The sequence below is a fragment of the Serratia sp. root2 genome (genome assembly GCF_031931805.1).
Classification (GTDB): domain Bacteria; phylum Pseudomonadota; class Gammaproteobacteria; order Enterobacterales; family Enterobacteriaceae; genus Serratia; species Serratia inhibens.
The window spans coordinates 164966-190061 of the sequence record NZ_JAUJXB010000005.1 but is presented as its reverse complement, the minus strand read 5'-3'; the positions used below and the strand labels follow the sequence as shown (position 1 = coordinate 190061).

Annotated in this window: 16 protein-coding genes; 6 read left to right on the top strand and 10 right to left on the bottom strand. The window is 58.2% G+C overall.

All coding sequences use genetic code 11. The annotated features are described in order from the left end of the window. Positions 1 to 26 precede the first annotated feature (26 nt). Positions 27 to 1316, top strand: coding sequence for an ATP-dependent RNA helicase RhlB (gene rhlB / locus QZQ97_RS20275; RefSeq protein ID WP_119804677.1), 1290 nt, complete (start codon positions 27 to 29; stop codon positions 1314 to 1316). A 5-nt stretch (positions 1317 to 1321) separates the two neighbouring features. Further along, entirely contained in the window at positions 1322 to 2818 is a 1497-nt protein-coding gene (gene ppx, locus QZQ97_RS20270) for an exopolyphosphatase (RefSeq protein ID WP_065505696.1), read from the top strand. A gap of 30 nt (positions 2819 to 2848) precedes the next feature. Here ppx and rep read toward each other — a convergent pair whose 3' ends face one another. After that, positions 2849 to 4873: a DNA helicase Rep gene (rep, locus tag QZQ97_RS20265; protein WP_020438282.1), complete on the bottom strand. Its 2025-nt coding sequence runs from the start codon at positions 4871 to 4873 to the stop codon at positions 2849 to 2851. Positions 4874 to 4981: 108 nt separating this feature from the next. On the opposite strand from rep, the gene ppiC reads away from it, so the two are divergent. Then, on the top strand, positions 4982 to 5263 hold the full coding sequence (gene ppiC / locus QZQ97_RS20260; protein ID WP_004950862.1) for a peptidylprolyl isomerase PpiC: 282 nt from the start codon (positions 4982 to 4984) through the stop codon (positions 5261 to 5263). A 24-nt stretch (positions 5264 to 5287) separates the two neighbouring features. On the opposite strand, the gene QZQ97_RS20255 is transcribed toward ppiC, so the two are convergent. The 9 genes from QZQ97_RS20255 to bcsR form a co-directional block, all read right to left on the bottom strand. Next, the gene (locus tag QZQ97_RS20255) at positions 5288 to 6781 is read right to left on the bottom strand and encodes a M16 family metallopeptidase (protein WP_311994911.1); all 1494 of its coding nucleotides are present in this window, start codon (positions 6779 to 6781) and stop codon (positions 5288 to 5290) included. A 279-nt stretch (positions 6782 to 7060) separates the two neighbouring features. Further along, entirely contained in the window at positions 7061 to 8350 is a 1290-nt protein-coding gene (locus tag QZQ97_RS20250; protein ID WP_311994910.1) for a dicarboxylate/amino acid:cation symporter, read from the bottom strand. A gap of 301 nt (positions 8351 to 8651) precedes the next feature. Next, positions 8652 to 10658 (bottom strand): biofilm formation regulator HmsP, encoded by a 2007-nt coding sequence (gene hmsP, locus QZQ97_RS20245; RefSeq protein WP_311994909.1) that lies wholly within the window; start codon positions 10656 to 10658, stop codon positions 8652 to 8654. Positions 10659 to 10935: 277 nt separating this feature from the next. Continuing rightward, on the bottom strand, positions 10936 to 14409 hold the full coding sequence (gene bcsC / locus QZQ97_RS20240) for a cellulose synthase complex outer membrane protein BcsC (protein ID WP_311994908.1): 3474 nt from the start codon (positions 14407 to 14409) through the stop codon (positions 10936 to 10938). Continuing rightward, complete coding sequence (bcsZ, locus tag QZQ97_RS20235) at positions 14391 to 15503, bottom strand: cellulose synthase complex periplasmic endoglucanase BcsZ (RefSeq protein ID WP_311994907.1); 1113 nt, start codon at positions 15501 to 15503, stop codon at positions 14391 to 14393. Before bcsZ ends, bcsC begins: the two co-directional genes overlap by 19 nt. Positions 15504 to 15508: 5 nt before the next feature. Then, positions 15509 to 17815 carry a cellulose biosynthesis cyclic di-GMP-binding regulatory protein BcsB gene (gene bcsB / locus QZQ97_RS20230; RefSeq protein WP_311994906.1) on the bottom strand — a complete coding sequence of 769 codons (2307 nt, stop codon included), beginning with the start codon at positions 17813 to 17815 and terminating at the stop codon, positions 15509 to 15511. 55 nt (positions 17816 to 17870) lie between these two features. Then, a complete protein-coding gene (gene bcsA / locus QZQ97_RS20225) occupies positions 17871 to 20474 on the bottom strand; it encodes a UDP-forming cellulose synthase catalytic subunit (RefSeq protein WP_311994905.1) in 2604 nt (867 codons plus the stop codon). Beyond that, a complete protein-coding gene (gene bcsQ / locus QZQ97_RS20220; RefSeq protein ID WP_311994904.1) occupies positions 20471 to 21193 on the bottom strand; it encodes a cellulose biosynthesis protein BcsQ in 723 nt (240 codons plus the stop codon). Before bcsQ ends, bcsA begins: the two co-directional genes overlap by 4 nt. Before the next feature lie 3 nt (positions 21194 to 21196). Beyond that, complete coding sequence (gene bcsR / locus QZQ97_RS20215) at positions 21197 to 21388, bottom strand: cellulose biosynthesis protein BcsR (protein WP_311994903.1); 192 nt, start codon at positions 21386 to 21388, stop codon at positions 21197 to 21199. A 213-nt stretch (positions 21389 to 21601) separates the two neighbouring features. Here bcsR and bcsE point away from each other — a divergent pair, with 213 nt between their 5' ends. Genes bcsE through bcsG form a run of 3 tightly spaced genes read left to right on the top strand, consistent with a single transcriptional unit; the run spans position 21602 to position 25012 of the window. Continuing rightward, on the top strand, positions 21602 to 23173 hold the full coding sequence (gene bcsE / locus QZQ97_RS20210; RefSeq protein ID WP_311994902.1) for a cellulose biosynthesis protein BcsE: 1572 nt from the start codon (positions 21602 to 21604) through the stop codon (positions 23171 to 23173). Then, the gene (gene bcsF, locus QZQ97_RS20205; RefSeq protein WP_311994901.1) at positions 23160 to 23363 is read left to right on the top strand and encodes a cellulose biosynthesis protein BcsF; all 204 of its coding nucleotides are present in this window, start codon (positions 23160 to 23162) and stop codon (positions 23361 to 23363) included. The genes bcsE and bcsF overlap by 14 nt, the downstream gene beginning before the upstream one ends. Then, on the top strand, positions 23360 to 25012 hold the full coding sequence (bcsG, locus tag QZQ97_RS20200) for a cellulose biosynthesis protein BcsG (RefSeq protein ID WP_311994900.1): 1653 nt from the start codon (positions 23360 to 23362) through the stop codon (positions 25010 to 25012). The genes bcsF and bcsG overlap by 4 nt, the downstream gene beginning before the upstream one ends. Positions 25013 to 25096: the final 84 nt, after the last annotated feature.

The following is a 25096-nucleotide window of genomic DNA, read 5'->3' as shown; positions in this document are numbered from 1 at the left end:
ATAGTTAGCTGATATTCTACCACACTATGAGCAAAACACACTTGACCGAACAGAAGTTTTCCGACTTCGCCCTGCACCCGTTAGTCCTTGAAGCCCTTGAAAAAAAAGGGTTTCACCATTGCACGCCTATCCAGGCGTTAGCATTGCCGCTCACGCTCTCCGGGCGTGACGTTGCAGGTCAGGCGCAAACCGGTACCGGAAAGACGCTGGCATTTTTAGCGTCTACTTTTCACTATTTGCTTTCTAACCCGGCGAAACAGGGTCGCCAGACCAACCAGCCGCGCGCCTTGATCATGGCGCCAACGCGTGAACTGGCGGTGCAGATCCACTCCGATGCGGAAGCCCTCTCCCAATCCACCGGCCTGAAACTTGGTCTGGCGTACGGCGGCGACGGCTACGACAAACAGCTGAAAGTGCTGGAAAGCGGCGTAGATATTCTGGTGGGCACTACCGGCCGTTTAATCGATTACGCCAAACAGAACTACATCGATCTGGGCGCGATCCAGGTTGTGGTGCTGGATGAAGCCGATCGCATGTACGATCTGGGCTTTATCAAAGACATTCGCTGGCTGTTCCGCCGCATGCCTGCGGTCGATCAACGCCTGAACATGCTGTTCTCCGCCACCCTGTCCTATCGCGTACGCGAACTGGCTTTCGAGCAGATGAACAACGCTGAATATGTTGAAGTGGAACCGGAACAGAAAACCGGCCATCGCATTCAGGAAGAACTGTTCTACCCGTCCAACGAAGAAAAGATGCGCCTGTTGCAGACGCTGATCGAAGAAGAGTGGCCGGACCGCTGCATCATCTTCGCCAACACCAAGCATCGCTGTGAAGACGTCTGGGGGCATTTGGCGGCCGACGGCCACCGCGTAGGCCTGCTGACCGGCGATGTGGCGCAGAAAAAACGCCTGCGTATTCTGGAAGACTTCACCAAAGGCAACCTCGATATTCTGGTCGCCACCGACGTCGCCGCCCGCGGCCTGCACATCCCGTTGGTCACGCATGTGTTCAACTACGATTTGCCTGACGACTGCGAAGACTATGTTCACCGTATCGGTCGTACCGGCCGTGCAGGCGAAAGCGGCCATTCCATCAGCCTGGCCTGCGAAGAGTACGCGCTCAACCTGCCGGCGATCGAAACCTATACCGGCCACAGCATTCCGGTGAGCAAGTACAACAGCGACGCGTTGCTGACTGACCTGCCTGCGCCGAAACGCCTTGCGCGTCCACGCGGTGGCAACGGCCCACGCCGTAATTCCGCGCCGCGTCGTGGCGGCGGTGCACCACGCAATAACCGTAAACGTCCAGGCTGATAACCATGCTCAGTTCCAGCACGCTCTATGCCGCTATCGATCTCGGTTCCAACAGCTTCCACATGCTGGTGGTGCGGGAAGTGGCCGGCAGCATTCAGACCCTGGCGCGCATCAAGCGTAAAGTGCGTCTGGCGGCCGGGCTGGATCAGAACAATCACCTGTCGCATGACGCCATGCAGCGCGGTTGGCAATGCCTGAAGCTGTTCTCCGAACGCTTGCAGGACATCCCCCGCGCCCAGATCCGTGTGGTCGCTACGGCCACGCTGCGTCTGGCGTCAAATGCCGATGAATTCCTGCAGACCGCCGAGCAAATTCTCGGTTGTCCGATCCAGGTGATCAGCGGCGAAGAAGAAGCGCGTTTGATTTATCATGGCGTTGCCCACACCACTGGCGGGCCGGACCAGCGTTTGGTGGTCGATATCGGCGGTGGCAGCACCGAGTTGGTGACCGGTACCGGCGCTCAGGCCGCCCAGCTATATAGCCTGTCTATGGGCTGTGTCACCTGGCTGGAGCGTTTCTTTAGCGATCGTAATCTGGGGCAGGATAATTTCGAACGCGCCGAGCAAGCCGCGCGCGAAATGGTGCGCCCTATCGCACCGCATCTGCGTCAGCACGGCTGGCAAATCTGCGTCGGCGCTTCAGGCACCGTACAGGCACTGCAGGAAATCATGGTGGCGCAAGGTATGGATGAGCGCATCACCCTGCCTAAGCTGCGTCAATTGAAACAGCGCGCCATTCAATGCGGCAAGCTGGAAGAGTTGGAAATCGAAGGCTTGACGCTGGAACGCGCACTGGTGTTTCCAAGCGGGCTGTCGATCCTGCTGGCGATTTTCCAGGAGCTGGGCATTGAAAGCATGATGCTGGCCGGCGGCGCGCTGCGCGAAGGACTGGTCTACGGCATGCTGCATCTGCCGGTTGAACAGGATATCCGCAGCCGCACCATTCGCAATCTGCAACGGCGCTACCTGCTGGATACCGAACAGGCCGAGCGCGTCAGCCAACTGGCTGCCAACTTCTCGCAGCAGGTGAGCAATGAGTGGCAGTTGGACGCACGATGTCGCGAGTTATTGCACAGCGCCTGCCTGATCCACGAAATCGGCCTTAGCGTTGATTTCAAGCAGGCGCCACAACACGCCGCCTACCTGATCCGCCATCTGGATTTACCCGGTTTCACGCCGGCGCAAAAAAAGCTGTTGGCTACGCTGTTGCAAAACCAGAGCAACCCTATCGATCTGCCGCTGCTGAGCCAGCAAAACGCCCTGCCGCCGCGTATGGCGCAACGTTTATGCCGCATTTTGCGGCTGGCCATCATCTTTGCCAGCCGACGCCGCGACGACACGCTGCCTGCGGTGCGCCTGCGCGCCAATAACGATGACGAGCTGACGGTGATCCTGCCGTCGGGCTGGCTGGAACAGCACCCGCTACGTGCAGAGGCGCTGGATCAGGAAAGCCACTGGCAAAGCTATGTGCACTGGCCGCTGATGCTGGAAGAACAACGTTAATATGACAAGGGCGCCAAGCGCCCTTTCTTTTTAGCCTTCACCCTTGGCCTTGGCCAGCTGCGCGCGAATATTGGCCAAATGGCTCTGCCCTTTTTGCATCCGCTCCTGCGGGCTGACCACCTTACGTTCGCTTTCCCACGCCAGATCATCCTGCGGCAGCTCCAGCAAGAAACGGCTCGGTTCCGGCCGCACCAGCTCGCCATATTGGCGGCGCTCGCGGCACAGCGTGAAAATCAGCTCTTTTTGGGCACGAGTGATCCCCACATAGGCCAAACGCCGCTCTTCATCGACGTTATCCTCGTCGATGCTGCTCTGATGCGGTAATAATCCCTCCTCCATTCCCACCAGGAACACATAAGGAAACTCCAGCCCTTTGGAAGCGTGCAGCGTCATTAATTGAACCTGATCCAGTTCCTCATCGCTTTCGCCGCGTTCCATCATGTCCCGCAGGGTAAAGCGCGTCACCACCTGGGTCAGCGTCATCGGCTCATCCAGCTCGCTACCTTCGAGCATTTCCGTCATCCAACCAAACAAGGTGTTGACGTTTTTCATGCGCATTTCGGCGGCTTTCGGGCTGGGTGACGTTTCAAACAGCCAGCTTTCATAATCCACGCCGTGGATCAGGTCGCGCACCGCGGCCACAGGTTCGCGCTCCGCCAGTTGGGCGATACCGTCCAGCCAATGGGTGAAGCGTTGCAGCGACTCCAGCCCGCGGCCGGTCAGATGCTGGCTCAGGCCCAGATCGAAACTGGCGCGAAACAGGCTTTTGTTACGCTGATTAGCCCACTCACCCAACTTTTGCAGCGTCGCAGGACCAATCTCACGCTTTGGCGTATTGACGATACGTAGGAAAGCGCTGTCGTCATCCTGGTTGGTCAGTACGCGCAAATAGGCCAGCAAATCCTTGATTTCCGGCCGCGAGAAAAACGAGGTACCGCCGGAAATCTTGTAAGGAATGCGGTTCTGCATCAGCATTTTTTCGAACAGCCGCGACTGGTGGTTACCGCGATAGAGAATCGCATAATCGCCGTAATTGGTTTTCTTCACGAAGTGGTGGGCAATCAGTTCCCCTACCACCCGCTCGGCCTCGTGATCCTCATTATTCGCAGTCACCACTTTCAGCTCTTCACCGTAGCCCAGCTCGGAAAATAGCCGTTTTTCAAATACGTGCGGATTATTGGCGATCAGAATATTCGCCGCTTTCAGAATGCGTTCGCTGGAACGGTAGTTTTGCTCCAGCTTGATCACCTGCAGCGCCGGGAAATCTTCCTTCAGCAACACCAAATTTTGCGGCCGCGCGCCGCGCCAAGAGTAGATCGACTGGTCATCATCCCCTACCACGGTAAAGCGCGCACGATTACCCACCAGCAGTTTTACCAGTTCATACTGGCTGGTATTGGTGTCCTGATACTCATCCACCAACAGATAACGAATACGATTCTGCCAACGCTCGCGCACTTCTTCATTACGCTGCAGCAGTAAGGTCGGCAACAGGATCAAATCGTCGAAATCCAGCACGTTACACGCCCTCATATGGGCGTGATACAGGCCGTAGCAATGAGCGAACAGCTTGTCACGTTCGGAACGTGCCAGCTCCATCGCCTTTTTGGGGTCGACCAGGTCATTTTTCCAGTTGGAGATAGTCGAAATCAGCTGCGCCACCAGCGTTTTGTCATTCTCCAGCCATTTTTCAGTCAGCTCTTTCAACAACGCCAGCTGATCCTGATCGTCAAACAGCGAGAAGTTGGACTTCATCTCCAGCGCGGCGTATTCACGCTTGATGATTTCCAGACCCAGCGTATGAAAAGTGGAAATCATCAGCCCGCGCGCTTCTTTGCGCCCCATGGTTTGCGCCACACGCTCTTTCATCTCGCGCGCCGCCTTGTTGGTAAAGGTCACGGCGGCGATATGCCGCGCCTGATAACCACAGTTGTGGATCAGGTGAGCGATTTTATTGGTGATGACGCGCGTCTTGCCGGAACCTGCACCGGCCAGCACCAGGCAAGGCCCGGTAACGAATTCGACGGCTTGTTGTTGGCTGGGATTTAATCGCATGGCGCTTTATTGCTCGGCTTTATCACGTGGAAGAGGATTGTAGCAGAAAGCGCCGATGAGATTTAACGGGTATACTCGGCGCAATTTCTGTATCGATAAGGCAATACCATGGCAAAGACGGCGTGCGCCCTGCACATTTTGGTAGATAACGAAAAACTGGCCAACGATCTGCTGGCCAAGCTGAAGCGCGGCGTCAGCTTCGACACGCTGGCGCGCAAATATTCCAGTTGCCCGTCAAAGCGCAACGGCGGTGCCCTGGGCGAATTCAACAAGGGCACCATGGTGGCGGCCTTTGATAAAGCGGTGTTCAGCATCCCGCTGCTGAAGCCTTATGGCCCGGTGAAAACCCAGTTCGGCTACCACATCATCAAGGTACTGTACCGCAACTAAGGGGGCGAGCCGCCCCCTTTGCTTTTACTGCGCGCTGGTCTCCGGAGCCGGAGCGGTGTCGGTCGGTTTGATCTCTTCCGTCACCACGGCCGGCGCCGGCGCCATAATGCCGTTATAGGTTTCCTGCAACTGCTTCATGCTCATTTCCGGTTCGCCCTTCGGCTGCATCAACACCAACGTCGCATCCTGCGAGAGCTGAAGCTTCAGCTCCTGGTTCAGCGCTTCCAGCGTTAATCCGGACAGGAACTCCTGACGCAGTTTTTGATATTGCTCCGGCGCGATGTCCACAACACCGCTTTGCTGCGAGCGCAGACGCTGGCTCATCAGCACGTCAGTGTCGGTGCGAGCATAGGTGGCGAACAGCTTGCTCAGTTGATCGTTCTTCTGTGCCAACAGGCCGTTAAACTCGTCCTGCGACAGCCCATTGTTCCGCACGTTGACCAATTCGCGGGCGATAAAGCCCAGGCTGTTGTTCAGATTGTTGTTCGGCGTATCAAGGTGAATCGCGCACTGGGCACGCTGGTACTGCACACGGCAATCAAAGCCCAAATGCAGGTTTTTCTGATCGCTCTTTTCCAACACCTGCTGAAGGTGCCAGAACAGCGCCTCGCGGGCGATATCGCTGCGCCAGTAACGGCTAAGGTTCTGCGAATCGCGGATCGGGTGCCACGGCGCGTCCCACATGATCGACAACGTATCCTGCTTCACCTGCTCGCTGATCAGGCTGACCGGCTGTGGCGGCAACGGCGTCAGCGTCGGCATGGTGGCCGGCGTTTCACGTTTCCCTTTCAGCGGCGAGAAAGCTTTGTTGATCTGCTCGCCCAGGCTGCGGCTGTCCACTTTACCCACCACGTACAGAGTCATCGCGTCCGGCGTGTACCATTGCTGATAGAACTTCTTCAGTTGATCGACATTCACCGGCCGTTTCACCGGCTGAGCCGGATCGTGCGCCAGCAGCGTCGAGCCTTTCAGGCGATAGCGCCACCAAGCCTCTTTGGGGTTCGGCGGGAAAGTGCCGACCGGGTCGACGCTCGAGTTCACCACCGCATGCACGGTATGTTCGTCGATCGCCAGCTTGCCCGTGGTATCGGAAAGCCACGCCAGCGCTTCTTTCAGCAAATCTGGGCGGTTATTCGGCAGGCTGAGATTATACAGGGTGAAATCATAAGAGCTGATTGCAGGCGGCAAAGGCCGCTCGCTGTCCACACTCTGCTGCCACAGCGAACGCAACTGCGGTGGCGTAAAGCTTTCACTGCGTGCCAGCGACAGGCGCGGCAGCAGGTGGGCAAAACCGATCTGCTGGGAAGACTCCACCAGCGAGCCGGTATTGACCATCAACCGCAGCTCGACGCGATCGCTCGGTCGCTGCGGCGTATCGAGTATCTGCCATGAAAACCCGTTATCGAGCTTACCCTGCTGCCAGGCAGGATCGGGTTGTAGTGCTTCAGCCTGCACGCTGCCGTTGGCTACAGCCAACAACAGCCCACCCACTATGAGATGAATTCTGGTGCCCTGCATGTGAACCCCTACTTAATTACTATCCAATTTCTATATACAAATGCGGATATTCCATTCACCGGAATATTAGGCTGTGTCGTACAGCCTACAAATACGCCCTGAGTTTCACAGTGGGGCGGAAAGCAGAAAGTGTACCACTCTGTTAGACCGCATGCCTTTGCGGATGTCACTCATTGAAGTGAAAAATAATGGATAGTCGGGTTTTTAATGCAAGAATTCTTTACCGGGAGGAATAAAGCATCACCGGCTACGGCCGCAGCCGGTGATTTGAAGCTAAAATCAGGCGGAAGGCAGTGTTTTATCGGCACCGTTACCGTGCTTGTTGGACAAGGTGTCTTTCAGCTGTTTTTCATCCAGCTGTTTACACCATTTCGCCACCACCACGGTTGCCACGCCGTTACCGACCAGGTTGGTCAGCGCGCGGGCTTCGGACATAAAGCGGTCAATACCCAGAATCAGCGCCAGGCCGGCCAACGGCAGGTGGCCCACGGCGGAAATGGTGGCGGCCAGCACGATAAAGCCGCTACCGGTCACCCCCGCAGCCCCTTTAGATGACAGCAACAGCACCACCAGCAGGGTTACCTGATGCATGATATCCATATGGGTATTGGTCGCCTGAGCGATAAATACCGCCGCCATGGTCAGGTAGATCGAAGTGCCGTCCAGGTTAAAGGAATAGCCTGTCGGAATAACCAGCCCCACCACCGATTTTTTACAGCCCAGCTTTTCCATTTTGTCGAGCATGCGCGGCAGCACCGACTCGGAAGAAGAGGTCCCGAGCACAATCAGCAACTCTTCTTTGATATAGCGAACAAATTTGAAAATGCTGAAACCATTGGCGCGGGCAATGGTGCCAAGCACCACCACCACAAACAGCACGCAGGTAATATAGAAGCAGGCAATCAACTGGCCGAGTTGCAGCAGCGTACCCACGCCATACTTACCGATGGTGAACGCCATCGCCCCGAAGGCACCCAGCGGTGCCAGGCGCATGATCATATTGATGATGCCGAAAATAACGCGCGAGAAGCTGTCGATTACGTTGAAGATCAATTGGCCTTTATCGCCCAGGCGGTGCAGGGCGAAACCGAACAGCACGGCAAACAGCAAGACCTGCAGAATGTTGCCGCTGGCGAAAGCGCCAATGACGCTGCCGGGAATGATGTCCAGCAGGAATGGAATGATACCCTGCTGTTGAGCCTGTTCGGCGTATACCGCCACCGCTTTGGCATCCAGCGTGCCCGGATCGATGTTCATCCCCGCGCCCGGCTGCACCACGTTGACGATCAGCAGGCCAATCAGCAGCGCCAGGGTGCTGACAATTTCAAAATAGAGCAGCGCGATCGCACCGGTGCGGCCTACGGCCTTCATGCTCTCCATACCCGCAATGCCGGTCACCACGGTACAGAAAATCACCGGAGCGATGATCATTTTAATCAGCTTAACGAATCCATCGCCCAGAGGTTTCATCTGTGCGCCAATATCAGGATAAAAATGGCCAAGCAGGACGCCCAGCGTAATCGCCGTCAGCACCTGAAAATAGAGGCTCTTAAAGATAGTGATTTTCATATGAACATCCTTTGGGGGGGAAGACACGCACCAGGCGGTAGTCTAGTTATCTCGCCTGTTCATCGCTTGCGCGGAAAATAACACCCACATAACAACATGGAAATAATTTGTTGCAGCCACAGACACATGTTGATACGAATTTAAGAGCTGAAACGCGCCAGCTCGAATGTAAGGCGGCGAATTGCGTAACTATTTCTTTGCACTAACGCAAAAGGGGTAGCTGATAACCAACGTTTTTCGGGCAGGATAGTCAACGGGCGACGCACACGTCGCCCGAAGCGAAAGACAGAAATAGAAGGGCTTAAGCCAAGGGTTGGCAGAACTGCGATTCAAACTCCGCACGCGGCAACGGGCGGGCAAACAAGAACCCCTGACCGCTGTGAATCCCGTGTTGCAACAGCCAATCGCGCTGCCCGGCGTTTTCGACCCCTTCAGCCATTACCGGCAGATGCAGCACCTCAGAAATGGAACTGACGATGCGTACCATCGCGTCATCCGCCGGTAGCCCCTGAATAAAGCTCTTGTCGATTTTAATCAAATCGATCGGCAGGCATTTCAGGCGGTTAAGGTAATTAAGGCTGGAATATCCCATGCCAAAATCGTCCAGCGCAATCGACAGCCCCAGATCGTGCAATTCCCGCAACAGCGCCAGCGCACGATCGAGATCGTCAATGCGCACCGTTTCGGTAATTTCCAGCAGCAACTTGCGCGGGTCGATATGATGCTGCGCCAACATGCTCTTCAGATGCGGGATAAAGTCTTCATGCTGCATTTGGATGGCGGAAATGTTGACCGCCAGCGGCAGCGTAATGCCTCTGGTTTGCCAATCCGCCAGAATGCGGCAGGACTCTTCCAGCACCCAGTTGCCGAGCGGCACAATCACGCCAAGTTCCTCGGCCAACGGAATGACGTCTGCCGGCAGAGTAAAGCTGCCGTCGTACTGCTGCCAACGCAGCAGCGCCTCGGCGCCGATCACCGCATTGGACTTCATGTCCATCTGCGGTTGTAAAAACAGGGTGAAACGGCGTTGATCAATGGCGTGCAGAATTTCACTTTCCTGCGTCAGCCGCTTTTGGGTACGCTCCGTCAGGCTCGGCTCGAAGAACAGGATCTGATTTTTGCCTTCGCGATGCGCCGACATCATCGCCGAAGTGGCACTGCGCAGCAGCTGTTCCGCGCTCTCTCCCACATTGAGATAGTGGGCGATACCGATGCTGGCGCTTGGCCGCAGCGGCATTTCCTGCAGGCTCAGCGGCGCATTGATTTGCGCCATGATGCGGCGCGCCAACTGCATGGCGTGGAACGGTCGCTCAACGCCTTTGGCCAAAATAGCGAACTCGGTGTTGCTCAGTTGCGCCAGTACGCCGTTTTCATCAATACACTCACGCAGCTTCTTCGCCAACGTCAGCAACAGCGCTTCGCGCATCGCCGGATTGAGCACACCCGATGCCTCATGCAGCGTCTCAATGCCAATGACCAGCAAATTGAAACGTTCGGGCCGCAGGCTGGAGGCGATATGCTGTTCCAGCAGAGCGGTAAACAACGCCTGGTTAGGCAGCTCGGTTACCGGATGGCGCGTGCTCAGCCGGCTCATCTCGGCATAGGCTTTAGCCAGCCGCTGCTGATTGCGGTTGTAGTTGCGCACCAGCAACCCCAGCTCATCGTCCTGGTGCAGGGCCGGCAGCATCAGTTGGTGATAAGGCGCTTCATCTTGCGAAATATTTTCCAGCTCTTTCGCCATTGCTCGCAGCGGATGCACCATCAACCGGTTCATACACCAGCTGATAGCGACCGACAGAATCAACGCCAGCAGCAAATAAGTCGACAGCATGGTCGACAACATGCTGAGAATGAATTGGTACATGCGGAACGAATCGGCCTGCAGCACCAGATAAGCCAGAGGCTGCGGGTTGGCGGGCACGCGCTCCAGCGAATAGAGCGGAACGGAAATTTGGATCGGCAGCTCGAAGAGGCGGGCGATCAACGTAGGTACCGGACGTTCCGGCGGGAAGTTGGCGTGCAGTGCCTGAAATTCATTCGGCAGCACGATATCCGCACGGGTCAGAATGCCCACCGGCAACAAGGTATTCAGCACCCGTTTGGTTTCCGGCACATCCATGCGCAGCACGGCCTCCGCCAGCGGTTGCCGCACGGAATGAGCAATGTTTTCCAGTTGCTGGGCATAGTCATCCCTGCGCTGCTGCACAAAATGGAATAACTGGATCACGATAAATATGCAGATCGTCACCAGCGCCACACCGGACACCGTTGCCATCTGTTTAATCGTTAATGAACGCCTGACCCGCAAACCTGCTCTCCGTTAATTCGGGCTGAAATAAAAAAGAGGTTAAGAAGTATCCTGCCCCCCTTCGGACCGGTCCGAGTATACTCGATTGTCTGCTGTTTTTATCTTGCCATACCCATGGCAGAACCAAGAAAACCGCGGGTTTCAGTCTTTTCTTAAACGAAAGGTCCTGTCTCGCCCTGATACTTGAGCGCCGGCGGCGGAAAATGGCAGGGTGCAGCCTTAACACAGGGTAGCAAAACTACCCTGCGTCCGACACTCCGAATCTGACTGAACCAGGTTATTTGAAGTCTGCGTAAGGCGTAAGCGGTTGCGGCGGTAAATCGAGATCGCCCTGCCAGCCCGCCAACGAATAACGGAGATAAATCAATGCGTGGCTCGGCGTATAATCCTTCGCCTGCTGAATATCGATACCGGCGCCCAGCGTCCAATGCGAGCTGAGACGGCGCTCAACGATCGCCCGCAAAGTATAACCGACGCCGGAAGAGGAGCTGCCGTCTTCCACCGCGAACTTGTCCGGCAACGAATCCGGTATCAGCCCCTGCAGCGGATAACGCCGCTGGCTGTTGGTTTTCGAATGGGACAGTGACACCGAACCACCCAGTTCCCAGGACCAGTTTTCGGTGCGTTGGCGATAATTGACCGGCACCGCCAGCGACATATATTGCTGCGGACTGTAATAGCCGCCCTGGCCGAGCGAGTAACCACTCAAATCCTTTTGATAGTGCCACAGCATGGTGTTCAACCCGACGGTGACGCGGCGGTTATCTTCGTTGATCAGCTTGTAGTAATAACCGGCCATAAACCGCTCGCGCTGGTTATCCTCGACGTTTTTGCCGGTCAACTGGTGCGCGCTGAGGTCAGCCCAGACGCCGTGCGCTTCGCCGCGATCGTAGCTGGCGCTAAGGCTTACCCCGGTGGCGCGCACGCCCCCCCAGGTGGTGCCGGTATTCGGATCCTTGGTCCCGCCAAACGCCAGCAGCGAACTGGAGATCGGCCGCCGCGAGGCCGCCAGCGTCCAGCCAATGTGGTTCCAGTCATTGCTGTAGGCCAGCCCCCCCACCCAATCGACCACCTCAAAGCCCATCGGCGTGGTACCGATGTCCCCCGCCCAGCGATCGTTTTTCCAACCGGCCGCCACACTGGTGCCGGTGGTTTTCTGATGTTCATCGCCGCTGCAGCCCTGGGTATTGCAGGTGCCGAAGGTTTCGTAATACTTGCCGCTGCCGTCGGAGGAGAAACTGCCCGCATCCAGTTGCACGGTATCGGTCCGCAAGAAGGCCCGCCCATCGTACAGCGGCATGTCCACCTGCAACATGGTGTCGTGCGCTTTGTAGTCGGAGATGCCGCCGGTGCCGCTGGAACGCCAGTAATCGTGATCGAGCGTAACATTGACATCTTGCTGGCGGTACAGATCCGCCGCGTCCGATCGAATACCGCGCTTGAGCCAGTCGTCACCCGGGTTATTGCGCGTCAGATAGGTATAGCTGTCGTTATCCTGCGGCACGCTTGGCGTGATGCCACTGGCGACCATCGCTTGTTTATAGTCCTGCTGTGCCAATTCCGGCTGCCGTTGTTCACGTTCGATCCGGGCCGCATCGCGGTAAATCAACGCTTTCGCCTGCCCCGCCGGTTCCTGTTGCGCGGCCGTTTTCAGACGGGTAAAGATATCGCTGGCTTTCTGCGGCTCCCCGACGGCATACCAGGCATTGGCCACCCGCCGCCCGCTATTGCCGGAAGGTTCCGGCTCCTGCGGTTCGGTTTGCAGGCGCTGGCGCGCCTCACTGAGCTTGCCCTGCGCCACATAGGCCTCAATCTCCCCCAACCGTGCATCCGGGTTGTTCGGCTCACGGGCTCGTACCCGCTGATAATCGGCCAGCGCAGCGTCATATTCACCGCGGGCCAGCGCCCAATCGGCCAACTGAAGATCGATACGGGTATCCGCCGGCTGCCGGCGCAAAAAGGCCACCGCGCCAGGTTCGTCGCCTGCGGCACGCAGCCGTTCGGCCTGTTCCAGCGTCGCCTGCATTTTCAGCCGTTGCGCCAGCTCGCGCATGTTGTCGTTCCACTGCGCAGCGGGCAAGGTATTCAGCTGCGCCAGCGCCTGCCGGTCGCGATCGCTGCCGGAGAGGTATAACGCATAAGCATAGGCCTGCTGCGGATTGTCACGCTGCTTCTGCGCCAACCGGCTGAACAAGGCGTCCGCCTGCTGCGGTTGCCCGGCCTGACGCAGCGTCTGCGCATAGCGATAGGTCAGCCAGACGTCATCGGGATCCATCAATTGGGCACGGCGGTATTTTTCCGCCGCCTGATGCCATTGCTGCTGCCCGGCCAAATCGTCAGCCTGCTGTTTCAGCATGTCAAGCTGCAGGCCGTCGAGCGTACTGCGCAGCTTGTTTTGCTGGCTGCGCGGCAGGCTATTGAGATAGGCCAGCGCCTTTTCCGGCGACTGACGCTGATAGATATTCACCAGGCCGCGCACCGCACTGCCGTTACCCGGTTCCAGCCTCAGCGCCTGCTGATAATAACGTTCGGCGGCAACGTCATCTTTACGCGCCGCCGCAACATCGCCCAGACCGAGCGCCGCACTGCTGTCGCGGCCGTCAATCTGGCTCGCCTGCTGGTATTTCTGCTGTGCCAACGCCAGATTGCCGGCTTTCAACGCCTTGTCGCCTTCGTCAATCGCCAACCAATAACCGTTGCTCTTAATCAGGCTCTGCCATTTACTGCGGTTATTGCCGCCTTTATCGGCCTGCAACGCCTGACGGAACAGATTCAACGCCTGCGGACGATTACCGGCGCGTGAATAGGCCTGGCCCAGCGCCCCCAGCACGTCGGCATCATTGGGCGAGGCCGCCAACGCTTTTCTCAATTCGGGGATTGCCGCACGGCTGCCGCCCTTATCCACTTGCGCCAACCCGCGCGCACGCGCCAGATAGGTGGGATCCGACAACAGCGCTTGCTGTCGGGCCAGTTCCTGTCGGGCGTTGACCGCCTGATCGCCGGTTTCAAATACGCCGAGGAATCGATTGAGGGCCGCCACGCTTTGCGGGCCGACCGGCATGGCTTTGACCTTTTCCAGCCACAGATCGGCGGCCTCGCCGCGCCCGGCGGGATCGGTGGCTATTTTTTGCAGTAAATCATAGGCCTGCGCGTCACGATCCTGGCTGAACAGCATCCGCACCAGAGACATGCGCAACGGCACGTTACCTGAATAGTTTTTATCCAACGCCTGTAGCTGTTTCAGCGCAGCGGCTTGCTGGCCCGGCAGACGGGCAACCAGACGCCAGTATTCCACCGCCAGTTCCAGCGTCGGCGGATCGCCATGGAACAGGTCGTCATATTGCGCTTTCGCCTCCGGCAAACGGCCGGCGGTCGCCATCAACCGCGCCTGTTGCAATTTCTGACGGGTTTCCGGCTGGGTCAGCAGCATGTTCATTTGCGCCTGGCGATAAGCGCTGGACTGCGGCGCGACCTGCTTAAGCTTATCCAGTTGCTGCTGCGCCAGCGCCTGATTGCCCTGCCGCAACGCCAGGCGCATGCGCGCTGAAATCACGTCCGGGTTATTCGGATCCATCAGTTCAAGCCGATAAAGCGACTGGCGCACCAGTTCATCCTTGTTTCTGGCCTCCCCGACGCGCACCTGCTCCAACAGCCACTGCTCCGGCGAGACGGCTTCTGCCGCCTGTGCCTGCGGCAGCATCGCCAAACTTAAAGGCACCAGGCCCAACCAGTTTATTCTGAAGTTACGCATTGGCCGCCCCAGGCGGGCTGAAGTTCACCCTGCCGATTAAAACGATAACGTTGTTGATCCCATCCCTGGCCGAACAGCGTCAGCGAGGCGCTGAAATAGGCATCGTCGCCCGGCGGGTGTTGATTGATACGTTGACGCTGGGTGTCCAGCGCAGCCGTTTGATTGGCCAGCATCGGCAGCATGGCCGCGGAAAAACCCACCGGGCCGTCACCGCTAGTTTTACCGCTGGCGGTGTCGGTTTTTTCCGGCGGAACGCCCTGTCGAGCGGTCAATTGCGCCATCGGCAGCAGCTGTTTGACCAATGCCGCCTTATGCTCGTCATCGTCCGCCAGCATGCCGGCCCACAGATAGACCCGGATAGCGTCGTAGCTGCCGATATCCGGTTTCGCGGTGTCCGGTTGCCAGCCTTTACCGACCTGCCACACCGCCCAATCCGGCGAGAAGCCGTGCGGTGCGGTTTCCAGCAACAGCCGCTGATTGGTTTGCTGCATCGCTCGCCATGGGCCGTTCAGCGCGGCGAAACGCGCCAGCAACTGCGGCGGCAGGTAGCTCGGATTGAGCCGCCAGCGGTCTTCCGCCACAAATCCGACCTTGCCGGGTAACAACATCAGCCCCAGCCCGGGGATATCCGCCACTTCTTCGCGGCCGATACGCTGCAACAGCAGCGTACCCAGAGTTTGATAACGCCGGCTTTTCCACAAACGGCCGGCTTCCAGCAGATTGTAGGCAATCCACAGGTCGGCATCGGACGCCGTATTCGTGTCCAGCACCGTCCAGCGTTTTTTATCGTCCTCACCCCACAGCCAGGCGGGCAAATGGGCGCTGAGATCGCCCGCCGCCAGGTTGTTTTCCGTCCACGCCAGCAACTTGTCGAACGCTGGCCGATCGTTCGCCACCAGGGCGAAGAACAGGCCGTAGCTCTGTCCTTCCGAAGTGGTGATGCGGTTCGGGCTGCTCGGGTCGATCACCCGGCCTTCGTCGCTGACGTAAAACTGTTTGTACTGTTGCCAGGCCGGCCATTCGCAGGCCGCCGCCGCGCTGAATGCGCACAACAGCAGCATGCCTAACGTCAGGCGTTTCAGCGTTACGGACATGGTGATTAATCCCGATCTTCAGGCGACAGGCGACGGCGGCTGAAAGCCTTCAGGCCACGCCACAACATCAGCGCCAGAATCACCACCACAATCACCGCAATCGCCGCCAGCAACACCGGATGGGTCGACAACGCGTGCCAGATCCGCTCCCACCACGGCAGGTGACCGACATAATAAACGTCGCCCACACGCAGGCTGTTCACCCCCGATTCGCGGATCACCGCCACCGAGCCAAACACCGCCGCACGCTTACCGCTGTCCAACAGCGCCGTGTTCAGCAAATCATAACCGCGCGGGCTGTCGGCCAGCAGCGCCACAATGCTGCGCTGATCGTTAAACGGAGACTGCACGCCGATAATCGCCGACATCGCACCTTCGGAACTGATGGTGGTCTGGCTGTCCGGTTTGGTGTCCTCCGGCAATATATCCATTGCCGGCAGCGGCAACTGACGCGTTGGCTGCTTCACCCAGCTCTGGGTGGCATCCACCAACAGGCTGATTTTTTTGTCGTCCCGCAGTTCCGGCGGAATGGTGCCGATCATCAGGATATCGGCATCGCGGTCTTTGGCCTGCGACCAGTCGTCACTCAAGGTCATCGCCAGCGCCGGATAACCGGTTTGGGCACCGATGATCCCCAGCGCGTTCAGCATTGCGCTAACCTGCGCCGGCTGCGGCTGCTTGTTGACCAGCACCAGCGTTTGCGACAGGTCGGCCATACGGCTGAACGGGAAACCGGCATTGGCGAAGGCGCGCAGGTCCGGCATCGCCATAAAGTGACGGTACCCGGAGAAATCAATGGTCGATGAACCGTCGATTACTGCGTGGTTTTGGGTGAAGGAATACGTTTCGCAACGCCCTTCCGCCCCACTGGCCAGCAGCGTGGTGTAATCAAAGTCGAAACGCATCTGGTTGCTGGCACCCAGCCGCAGCGCCGGAATATTGACGCTCTTGTCGGAATCGATCAGCCCCTGAGTCAGCGGCAGACGCAGCAATTGAGCGCCCTGTTCGTGTTCCGGCACCAGCGAATAGGCCTGCACAAACTGGTTGTTCAGGCTAACGCTCAGGCGCGAACCGTCCTGAATGCGCGGCGCGGTGTAGCGATATTTCAGGTGCATATCTATGCCGGTACTGCGGATCAGGAACAGATCCGGCGGCAGGTTCATGGTCAGCGAGATCGGGCCTGGTTCGATGCCGCTGGTTTGCAGTTGTTCGGCATATTGCTGCAACTCGGCAAAGGTCATTGGCCGATCGGTACGCACCCAGTTAGGCGCATCGTACGGCTTGCGCGGCGCCAGTTGTTCAACCTTGTCCACCGTGACGTTCTGGCCGCGGAACAGAATGTTGCCTTGCGCAATGCCTTTTACCGCGGTGATCAAATCGTTGTCGTCGCGCCCCTGCACCAGCAGCAGTTTGACGTACGGATTATCCGGATGGCTGATCATTTCCACCGTTGGCCCGTTGACCACCGGGTAATCGCGCAGGAAATCCGGGCGCTGCTTATTGGTGGCGAAGACGATGGCGTGCCGGTCCGGCAGCTTGTTATACAGCGTAGGGAACGACTGGCCGCGCCACTGCGCCTTGCTGCCGAACCACGAGGCCAGCATGCCCGCCGCACGCTGCTGAACGAGGTCCGGCGAGCCGGCGAATACCATCGGCAAGGTCAGCGGCCGGTTGTCGCGGCTGTCCAGGAAGGGTTCCGGGAAATGCGACAGTTCGTTCTTCAATGGCAGCGTTTGGAAACGCAAATTCAGCGAGCTGGACTTGCTGACGTCGAGCCACAGCGTACTGTTGGCCGGATTTTCGCAAATGTTCTGATAATGGCCGACGAACACCAACCGCACGCGGTTAAAATCGGTGATATAGCGCGGGTCGATCGCCATCTGGATGCGGTTCGGTTTGCCGAGCTGTTCTTTGGTGAGGGTGGTCACGCCCATCAGTTCGTCATTGAGGTACACCTTGACGTGCGATTCCACCGGGATCAGCGACGGCGACGGAGTGAACTCCAGATCGAGCGTCGCCTGCGACACCACTTCGTCACTGCGTACGCCGAATTCAACCTGGCCATCCGGCCGGGTGCCGCGCAGGGTAAAGGTTCCCGGCGGCGGCGCTATCTGGGCAAACTGCAATTGCACGTCACGGACCGGCGCATTCGCATCCTGCGGTGCAGCCGCTCCCATCGGTGCAGTGACCGGTGCATCGGTCGGTACGCTCACCGGTGGCGCGACGACGGTCGGCGCAGTGGCGGTTTCAGCCTGAGACAGGGTGCTGATGCCTAAGGCCAGGGCGGTAAACCAGGTTATTTTTCTCGTCATCGTATCATCATCAATGTTAGCGCCTGGGAACCAGGCAAGTGAGCGGGCGGTTTGCCTATACCACTGTCTCTTTTTGGCTGAAAGCCGGATTCCGGCCTACGCCGCGCGGGATAAACGACGCTATCCACGCAATCAGCGTCGTGAATCCGATCAGCAGGCTTCGCACCATCGGCGGCGCATAGTCCGCCATGCGCAGGTAACCCCGGAAGCCCAACGCCAGTACGTCGCGCAGGCTTTCGATCGGTTTATCTTCAGGGAACCCGTCCTGCCACAGCGCCCAGGTATCGGCGCGGGCAAAGGTGCACTGAATAAAATCAATATGTTCACGGGTGCTGAGATCGACCATGCGGATCCCCACCTTACTGCCGAAGGCGCGCGTGACCACGCACGGGAAGCTGTATTCCTGCTGACCGCGTTTTAACAGCAGTGATGCCTTGTCGCCCTCTTTCAGCGCATCGGATACGCGCATTTCAATCCCTACCCCGCCATCGGAATAGTCGCGCAGCGTGCAAGGGAACAAGTGGCCATCGGCGCGGGCTATCGCGGCCGGCATGGCAATCTCCACGCGGTGCGCCTGGCGCACCTGCTTGGCCTCCACCGCCACCGCCACCGCGCCGCCGAGAATGGTCATGTTGTACAGCACCCACACCAGGCTGATGATCACCGTCATGACTTCGTCCGCTGGGCCGTAACCCAACCGCCAGACGCCGAAGATCAATCCCGCCAGATTGAGCACCACCAGGAACATATAAGGCCGGGTAATCACCCAATCGACATGCTCCTCTTCCACCAGACCGCCTTTGGCGGTCACGTTGAATTTGCCTTTGTGCGGATTGAACAGCGCCACCGTGGTAGGCCGGGCGATATACCAGGCCAGCACCGTTTCATAGATCTCGCTCCAGAAGGAGTGACGGTATTTACCCTGGATACGCGAGTTGGTCAGGCTGGCGTGGATCATGTGCGGCAACACATAGAGCGCGATCGCCAGCGCCGGCGCAAAGATGATATAGGCGTGCAGCAGCAGGAACGCCAGGGGCGCGGTAAGGAAAATCAGCCGCGGAATGCCGGACAAGAAGTGCAACATGGCGTTGGCATAACACAGCCGCTGCGCCAGTTTCAGCCCCTTGCCGAACAGCGGGTTATCCAGCCGGAAAATCTGCACCATGCCGCGCGCCCAACGAATGCGCTGGCCAATGTGCGCCGACAGGCTTTCGGTCGCCAAGCCGGCAGCCTGTGGAATACGGATATAGGCCGAAGTGTGCCCGCGACGATGCAAACGCAACGAGGTGTGGGCATCTTCGGTGACGGTTTCCACCGCGATGCCGCCTATCTCATCCAGCGCGCTGCGGCGCAGGATGGCGCAAGAGCCGCAGAAAAAGGCCGCGTCCCACATATCGTTGCCGTCCTGCACCAGGCCGTAGAATAGCGTGCCTTCGTTCGGGGTCTGGCGGAAGCGCCCGAGGTTGCGCTCAAACGGATCCGGCGAGAAGAAGTGATGCGGGGTCTGCAACATCGCCAGCTTCTTGTCTTTGAAGAACCAGCCCATGGTCAATTGCAGGAAGGAGCGAGTCGGTACGTGGTCGCAGTCGAAAATCGCCACAAACTCGCCGGTGGCCTGCTTCAACGCATTGTTGATGTTACCTGCCTTGGCATGCTCATGGGTCGGCCGGGCGATATACTTCACCCCCACCTCTGCGGCGAAGGCTTTGAATTCGGGCCGGTTGCCGTCGTCGAGGAGGTAGATATTGACCTTCTCTTTAGGCCAGTCGATGCCCAGCGCGGCATAAATGGTCGGTTTCACCACCCCAAGATCTTCGTTGTAGGTCGGCACCAGCAGATCTATGGTCGGCCAGGTGGTGCTGTCGGCAGGCAGCGGCACCGGCTGGCGGTTAAGCGGCCAGACGGTCTGAAAATACCCCAGCACCAGCACCACCCAGGCATAGGTTTCCGCCGCCAGCAGCAGCAGGCCGCAGATCAGGCTGAGCGGATCGTCCCAGTTCAGCGTGGCGGTGTAGCGCCACCAAAGGTAGCGGCAGGAAACGGTCAGCGACAACACAATCAGCATCAGCCCCGGCAGGCGGCCCGGCACCCGGCGCACCACCATCGCAATGCACCACAACAGCAGCACAAACACGAACTGCGCCGGCAAATCGAAGGGCTGCGAAATGCACAGCATGGCGAGGATCGCCGCCAGCACGCCGACAATAATAAACAGCACGCGGCGCATACGCCGGCTCATCTGGCTCAGGCGCTCCACCGAACGCTGCTCCACCCCGGCGCTTTGCAACCGGTGCGGGAGCCTTTGCAGCCAGTTGGCATAGCGCAATTGCAGGCGATGCCAACCGGCGAAATAATGGCGGCCCATCGGTGCGCGGCCGGTGCGAAACAGCAGCAGCCACAGCCCCTGCAACAGATAGCGCAGCCCATCTGCAGGGCGCGGGCGGATGAAGGACAGATGTGGGAACCAATAGGCGCGGCCGGCACGCACCCGCTGCCAGCCCGGAGATTCAAAACGCAGGAAAATCCAGCCCAACGCCACCAGCAACGTGGCGAAGAAAGCGCTAAAGGCCGAGGATCCGTTACGGCGGTAGGTTCGGTAGCGCGTCTGCACGGCCTGATAGACCGGCGGCACCAGCAGCAGGCTCATCACCCGGCTCATGGCGCCGCATCCTTGAGATTGATCAGGCACCAGTTGGCCAGCGTCAGCACCTCATCGGCAGCCAGGCTCTCGGGGCGGTACTCACCCAGCGGCTGCTTTGCCGCCAGCGCCTCGGCCATCGCCTCATCGCGGTGGATAACCACCGGCAACAGACCACCCAGCGTTTGCAGCCACAGCTGATGCAGATCCTGCTGCAACTGACTGGCGGCAAAATAATGGTTAATCAGGAAGCGGCAGCCTTCCGGCAATGCCTGTTGATGCAGGCGGATCTGGCAGTTGGCGTCCGGGGCGATCAGCATGAAAACGCTGTCTGCCAATGCCAACGCCTGACGCGCCAGCACGCCATCATCCGCCGGCACATCCAGCAGGATCCAGTTGTATTGACCGCCGGCGGCCAACTGCGCCAGATTATCTTGCCAGCGAGCCGGGGATTGCAGATTCAGTCGTTCCGTAGCCGTTAGCCGGCCAAAAGGAAGAAAATCGAGTTTTTCGCAGTAGCGCATGGCACCCTGCTGCCAGTCGCCGCCGTCCTGCTCTGCACGGGCCCAGCCGCGTGCCAGCTCAAACGGTGTATTGAAATGCAGGCGTAACAGATTATCCGGCGCGAAATCAATCGCCAGCACCGACTCGCCCAACTGTTGTAATGCCCAGGCGAGCGCCGCCGTGACTGACGTCGCCCCCATCCCGCCTCGCAGCCCTTGCAGCGCAATTACCGGCATAAACTAGCGGCTCCCTGTTGTTTGCGCCAACTCGGCCAGCAGTGGCCAGCGCGTCATCATCTGCGTTAATCGTTCCTGACGCGAAATATCGACATAACTTAATGTTGGCAGAGCAAATGCCTCGCTAAGGGCCTGCAGATCGTCCTGAGTTTCCGGCGATACCACTGCGTGAAACCGCGTTAATTGATTATTCATTCTGCCGCCTTTTAAAAATAGGCTAATGTTAATTAACTATAGCAATGTAAAAAAAAGAGCAACTTAAAAAGAGATAACCAATAAGATGATTCTTAACAGATATTATTACACAGATTGTCAGATTTGTTATTATTGTTCCCAATGATACGATGACTGACTAACAATACTCAGTTGGCCGTGACCGCACTTTCAACGAAAGTAGAAAAATAACCTATGGCGCAATCTTTCTCATTAGGTATTCGGCAGATTTGGGAAGAACTGTCAGTGATGCAGTCCCCGGGCCTTTATTGGGTGAATGTCGACCGTCAAACCGACGCCAACCTGCTCTGCCAACAAACCCTAGCCGCCCAGGCCGCAACCAGCCAGGTCGCGTTGATTTGCAGCGGAGATAAACCCGACAAACTGCTGTCTGAACTCGCCTCCCCCGCGCTGAAAAAAATTCCGCTGTACCAGTTGCCGGAAAAAAAAGCGGCGCTGACGCATTTCTGCGATGACCTGATGCGCGCCTTAAAACCGCAAAACCGCTTATTAATCCTGCTGGCCCACGCCAGCCTGTGGCAAACCTTCACGACCGAGGAGTTGCGCGACTGGGCAGGCAGCACCGGCAACTGGCTGCGTCGTCAAGGGTGCACCCTGCTGATCCTCAGTCATGGCGGCGGCGTGAACAAACTCAAAGGGCAGCTCAGCACCCAGCACCGCATTCTTAGCGGCCTGGCAAGCCTGCAGTGGCAGCAAGACAGCGCACAATATCTGGTTAACTGGTGGAGTACGGAAAATGGCATTAATGCCAACCAGTTACTGACGTTGTATGTCGGTGAAAACGGCTGGCAGGGTGACGATGACAACGACCAGCCCTCGCCAACCTCGATACGCAGCGACGAAGGCCTCTATCTGGCCCAGCAAAGCATTCTTGAGGGTGCCCCGCCGCTGTCGACCAACTGGCAACTGTTGGAAAGTAATACGCAACTGGCTCAGCACGGCATGCTGACGCTCTCGGCAACGCTGATATTTGCGCTGTACCAAAGCGATGAGATCGATGCGCTGGCCCATCAAATTCACAGCCTGCGCCGCCATCGCGGCAACGGGCTGAAAATTGCGGTGCGCGAAATGAGCGCCAGCCTGCGCTACAGCGATGAACGCCTGCTGCTGGCCTGCGGCGCCAACCTGATTGTGCCGCACGTTGCGCCGCTATCACGTTTTCTGACCATGCTGGAGGGCATCCAGGGGCAACGCTTCTCGCGCCATGTTCCCGCGGATATCGACGCCCTGCTGCATGGCTTGCGACCGCTGCAATTGAAAGGCTATATGCGTCCGGATGACTTCAGCCAGGCCGTCATTTCGCTGATGGACAACACGCTGCTGCCGGAAGACGGCAAAGGCGTGATGGTGGCGCTGCGCCCTGCGCCGGGGCTGCGAGCCGAACAGGCGATGACCCTGTGTCATCTGCGGCGCTTCGGTGACGTAATGACCGTAGTGCAAGGCCGGCTGGTGCTGTTTCTCTCCACGTGCCGGATTAACGATCTGGACACCGCGCTGAAATTCATCTTCCGCCTGCCGGTAAACGAAGCGTTCAGCAACCGGGTGGTGTGGCACCAGGACGTGGATATTACTTCAGAAATCAAACGGCTGGCGCAAAACGCCAATATTCCGTTAGCGCCGCAGACCATTACGCCGTCCGCGCCGCGCCAGAGCGCCGTCGTGGCTGACAGCCCGCAAGAGCGCCGCCAACCGGTGGCCTTCACGCTGACTACCGGCGCACAGGAGAACAAACATGCTGAACCTTAACGATATCGTGCAGCTGATCCTGCTGTGCGCGATCATTTTTATTCCGCTGGGCTATTTCTTTCACCGCCGTTTCCCGCGCTGGCGTCAACATTGGCAAAACCTTTTTTTATCACCGCGCTATTTAAAATCCTCCGGGTTATGGGTGCGCGAAGGTTCTTCATCTCAGATTAAGCATAAGAAACAGCCATGAAGCCAAAAAACAACACCCAACCCGATAACTCCCTGTGGCGCTACTGGCGCGGGCTCGGCGGCTGGAACTACTACTTCCTGGCCAAATTCGGCCTGCTGTGGTTCGGCTACCTGAATTTCCACCCGCTGCCGAACCTGGTGTTCATGGCGTTCCTGCTGATGCCGATACCGGCGCTGCGTCTGCACCGCTGGCGGCACTATGTCGCCATTCCCGTCGGCATCGCCCTGTTCTATTACGATACCTGGCTGCCGGGCATTAACAGCATTCTCAGCCAGGGCTCGCAGTTGACCGGCTTCAGCGCCCAATACCTGCTGGAGCTGGTGAACCGCTTTATCAACTGGCAGATGATCGGCGCCGCCTTCGTGATGCTGATTGCCTATCTGTTCCTGGCCCAGTGGGTGCGCGTCACGGTCTTCACCGTAGGGGCGCTGGTGTGGCTGAATGTCCTGACCATCGCCGGCCCGGCCGTGTCGCTGTTGCCCGCCAACACCACCGCAGCCACCACCACGCCGGCAACGACGGCGCCGGCCGCAGCAGGCAACGATAACGCCCCGACCGACAGCGCGCCGCCGACCAACGCCAACCTGACGGCCTACCTGAATCAGTTTTACGATAAGGAAAAAGCCCGCGCTACCGCCTTCCCGGCCACTCTGCCGGCCGATGCTCAGCCGTTTGATCTGCTGGTAATCAATATCTGTTCGCTGGCCTGGGCCGATATGGATGCGGTGAAACTGCAGAATCACCCGCTGTGGTCGAAGATGGACATCATGTTCGACAACTTCAACTCGGCGACGGCCTACAGCGGCCCGGCGGCGATCCGCCTGCTGCGCGCCAGTTGCGGCCAACCTTCGCATCACGATTTGTATCAACCGGTGAATCAGCAGTGCTATCTGTTTGATAACCTTGCAAAGCTTGGCTTTAAAGAACAGCTGATGCTGGACCACTCGGGCGTGTTCGGCAATTTCCTCAAAGAGCTGCGCGAGCAGGGCGATCTGCAGGCACCGCTGATGTCGCAAGCCGGTATCGGCAATGAGCTGGCCTCTTTCGACGGCGAGCCGATTTACAACGATCTGGAGCTGCTCACCCGCTGGCTGGATCAGCAGCAGAAGGCCGGCGATACCCGCAGTGCGACCTTCTTTAACGTCATTCCGTTGCATGACGGCAACCGTTTCGTCGGCTCGAACAAGAGCGCGGATTATCAGCCGCGTGCGCAAAAGCTGTTTGACCAGTTGAATACCTTCCTGGAACAACTGGAGAAGTCCGGGCGTAAAGTGATGGTAGTGATTGTGCCGGAACATGGCGCAGCGCTGGTGGGCGACAAAATGCAGATGTCCGGCCTGCGTGATATCCCAAGCCCGAACATTACCCATACGCCGGTCGGCATCAAACTGGTGGGCATGACAGCGCCGCATCAGGGCGGCCCGTTGCAGATTAAAACGCCAAGCAGTTATCTGGCGCTCTCTGATCTGGTATCCCGCCTGGTAGACGGTAAAGCCTTCACCGCACCAAGCGTAGACTGGCAGGCGCTGACTCAGAATCTGCCGCAAACGCCGGTTATCTCGGAGAATGACAACGCCATTGTGATGCAATACCAGGGTAAGCCGTACATACGCCTTAACGGTGGCGATTGGGTGCCTTATCCACAGTAAGCGCCACAGCCAATCCCGCAGTTAATTCTCAGGCACGCCTTCGGGCGTGCTTTTTTATGGCTTGGAGAATAAGGGTAGCTACAG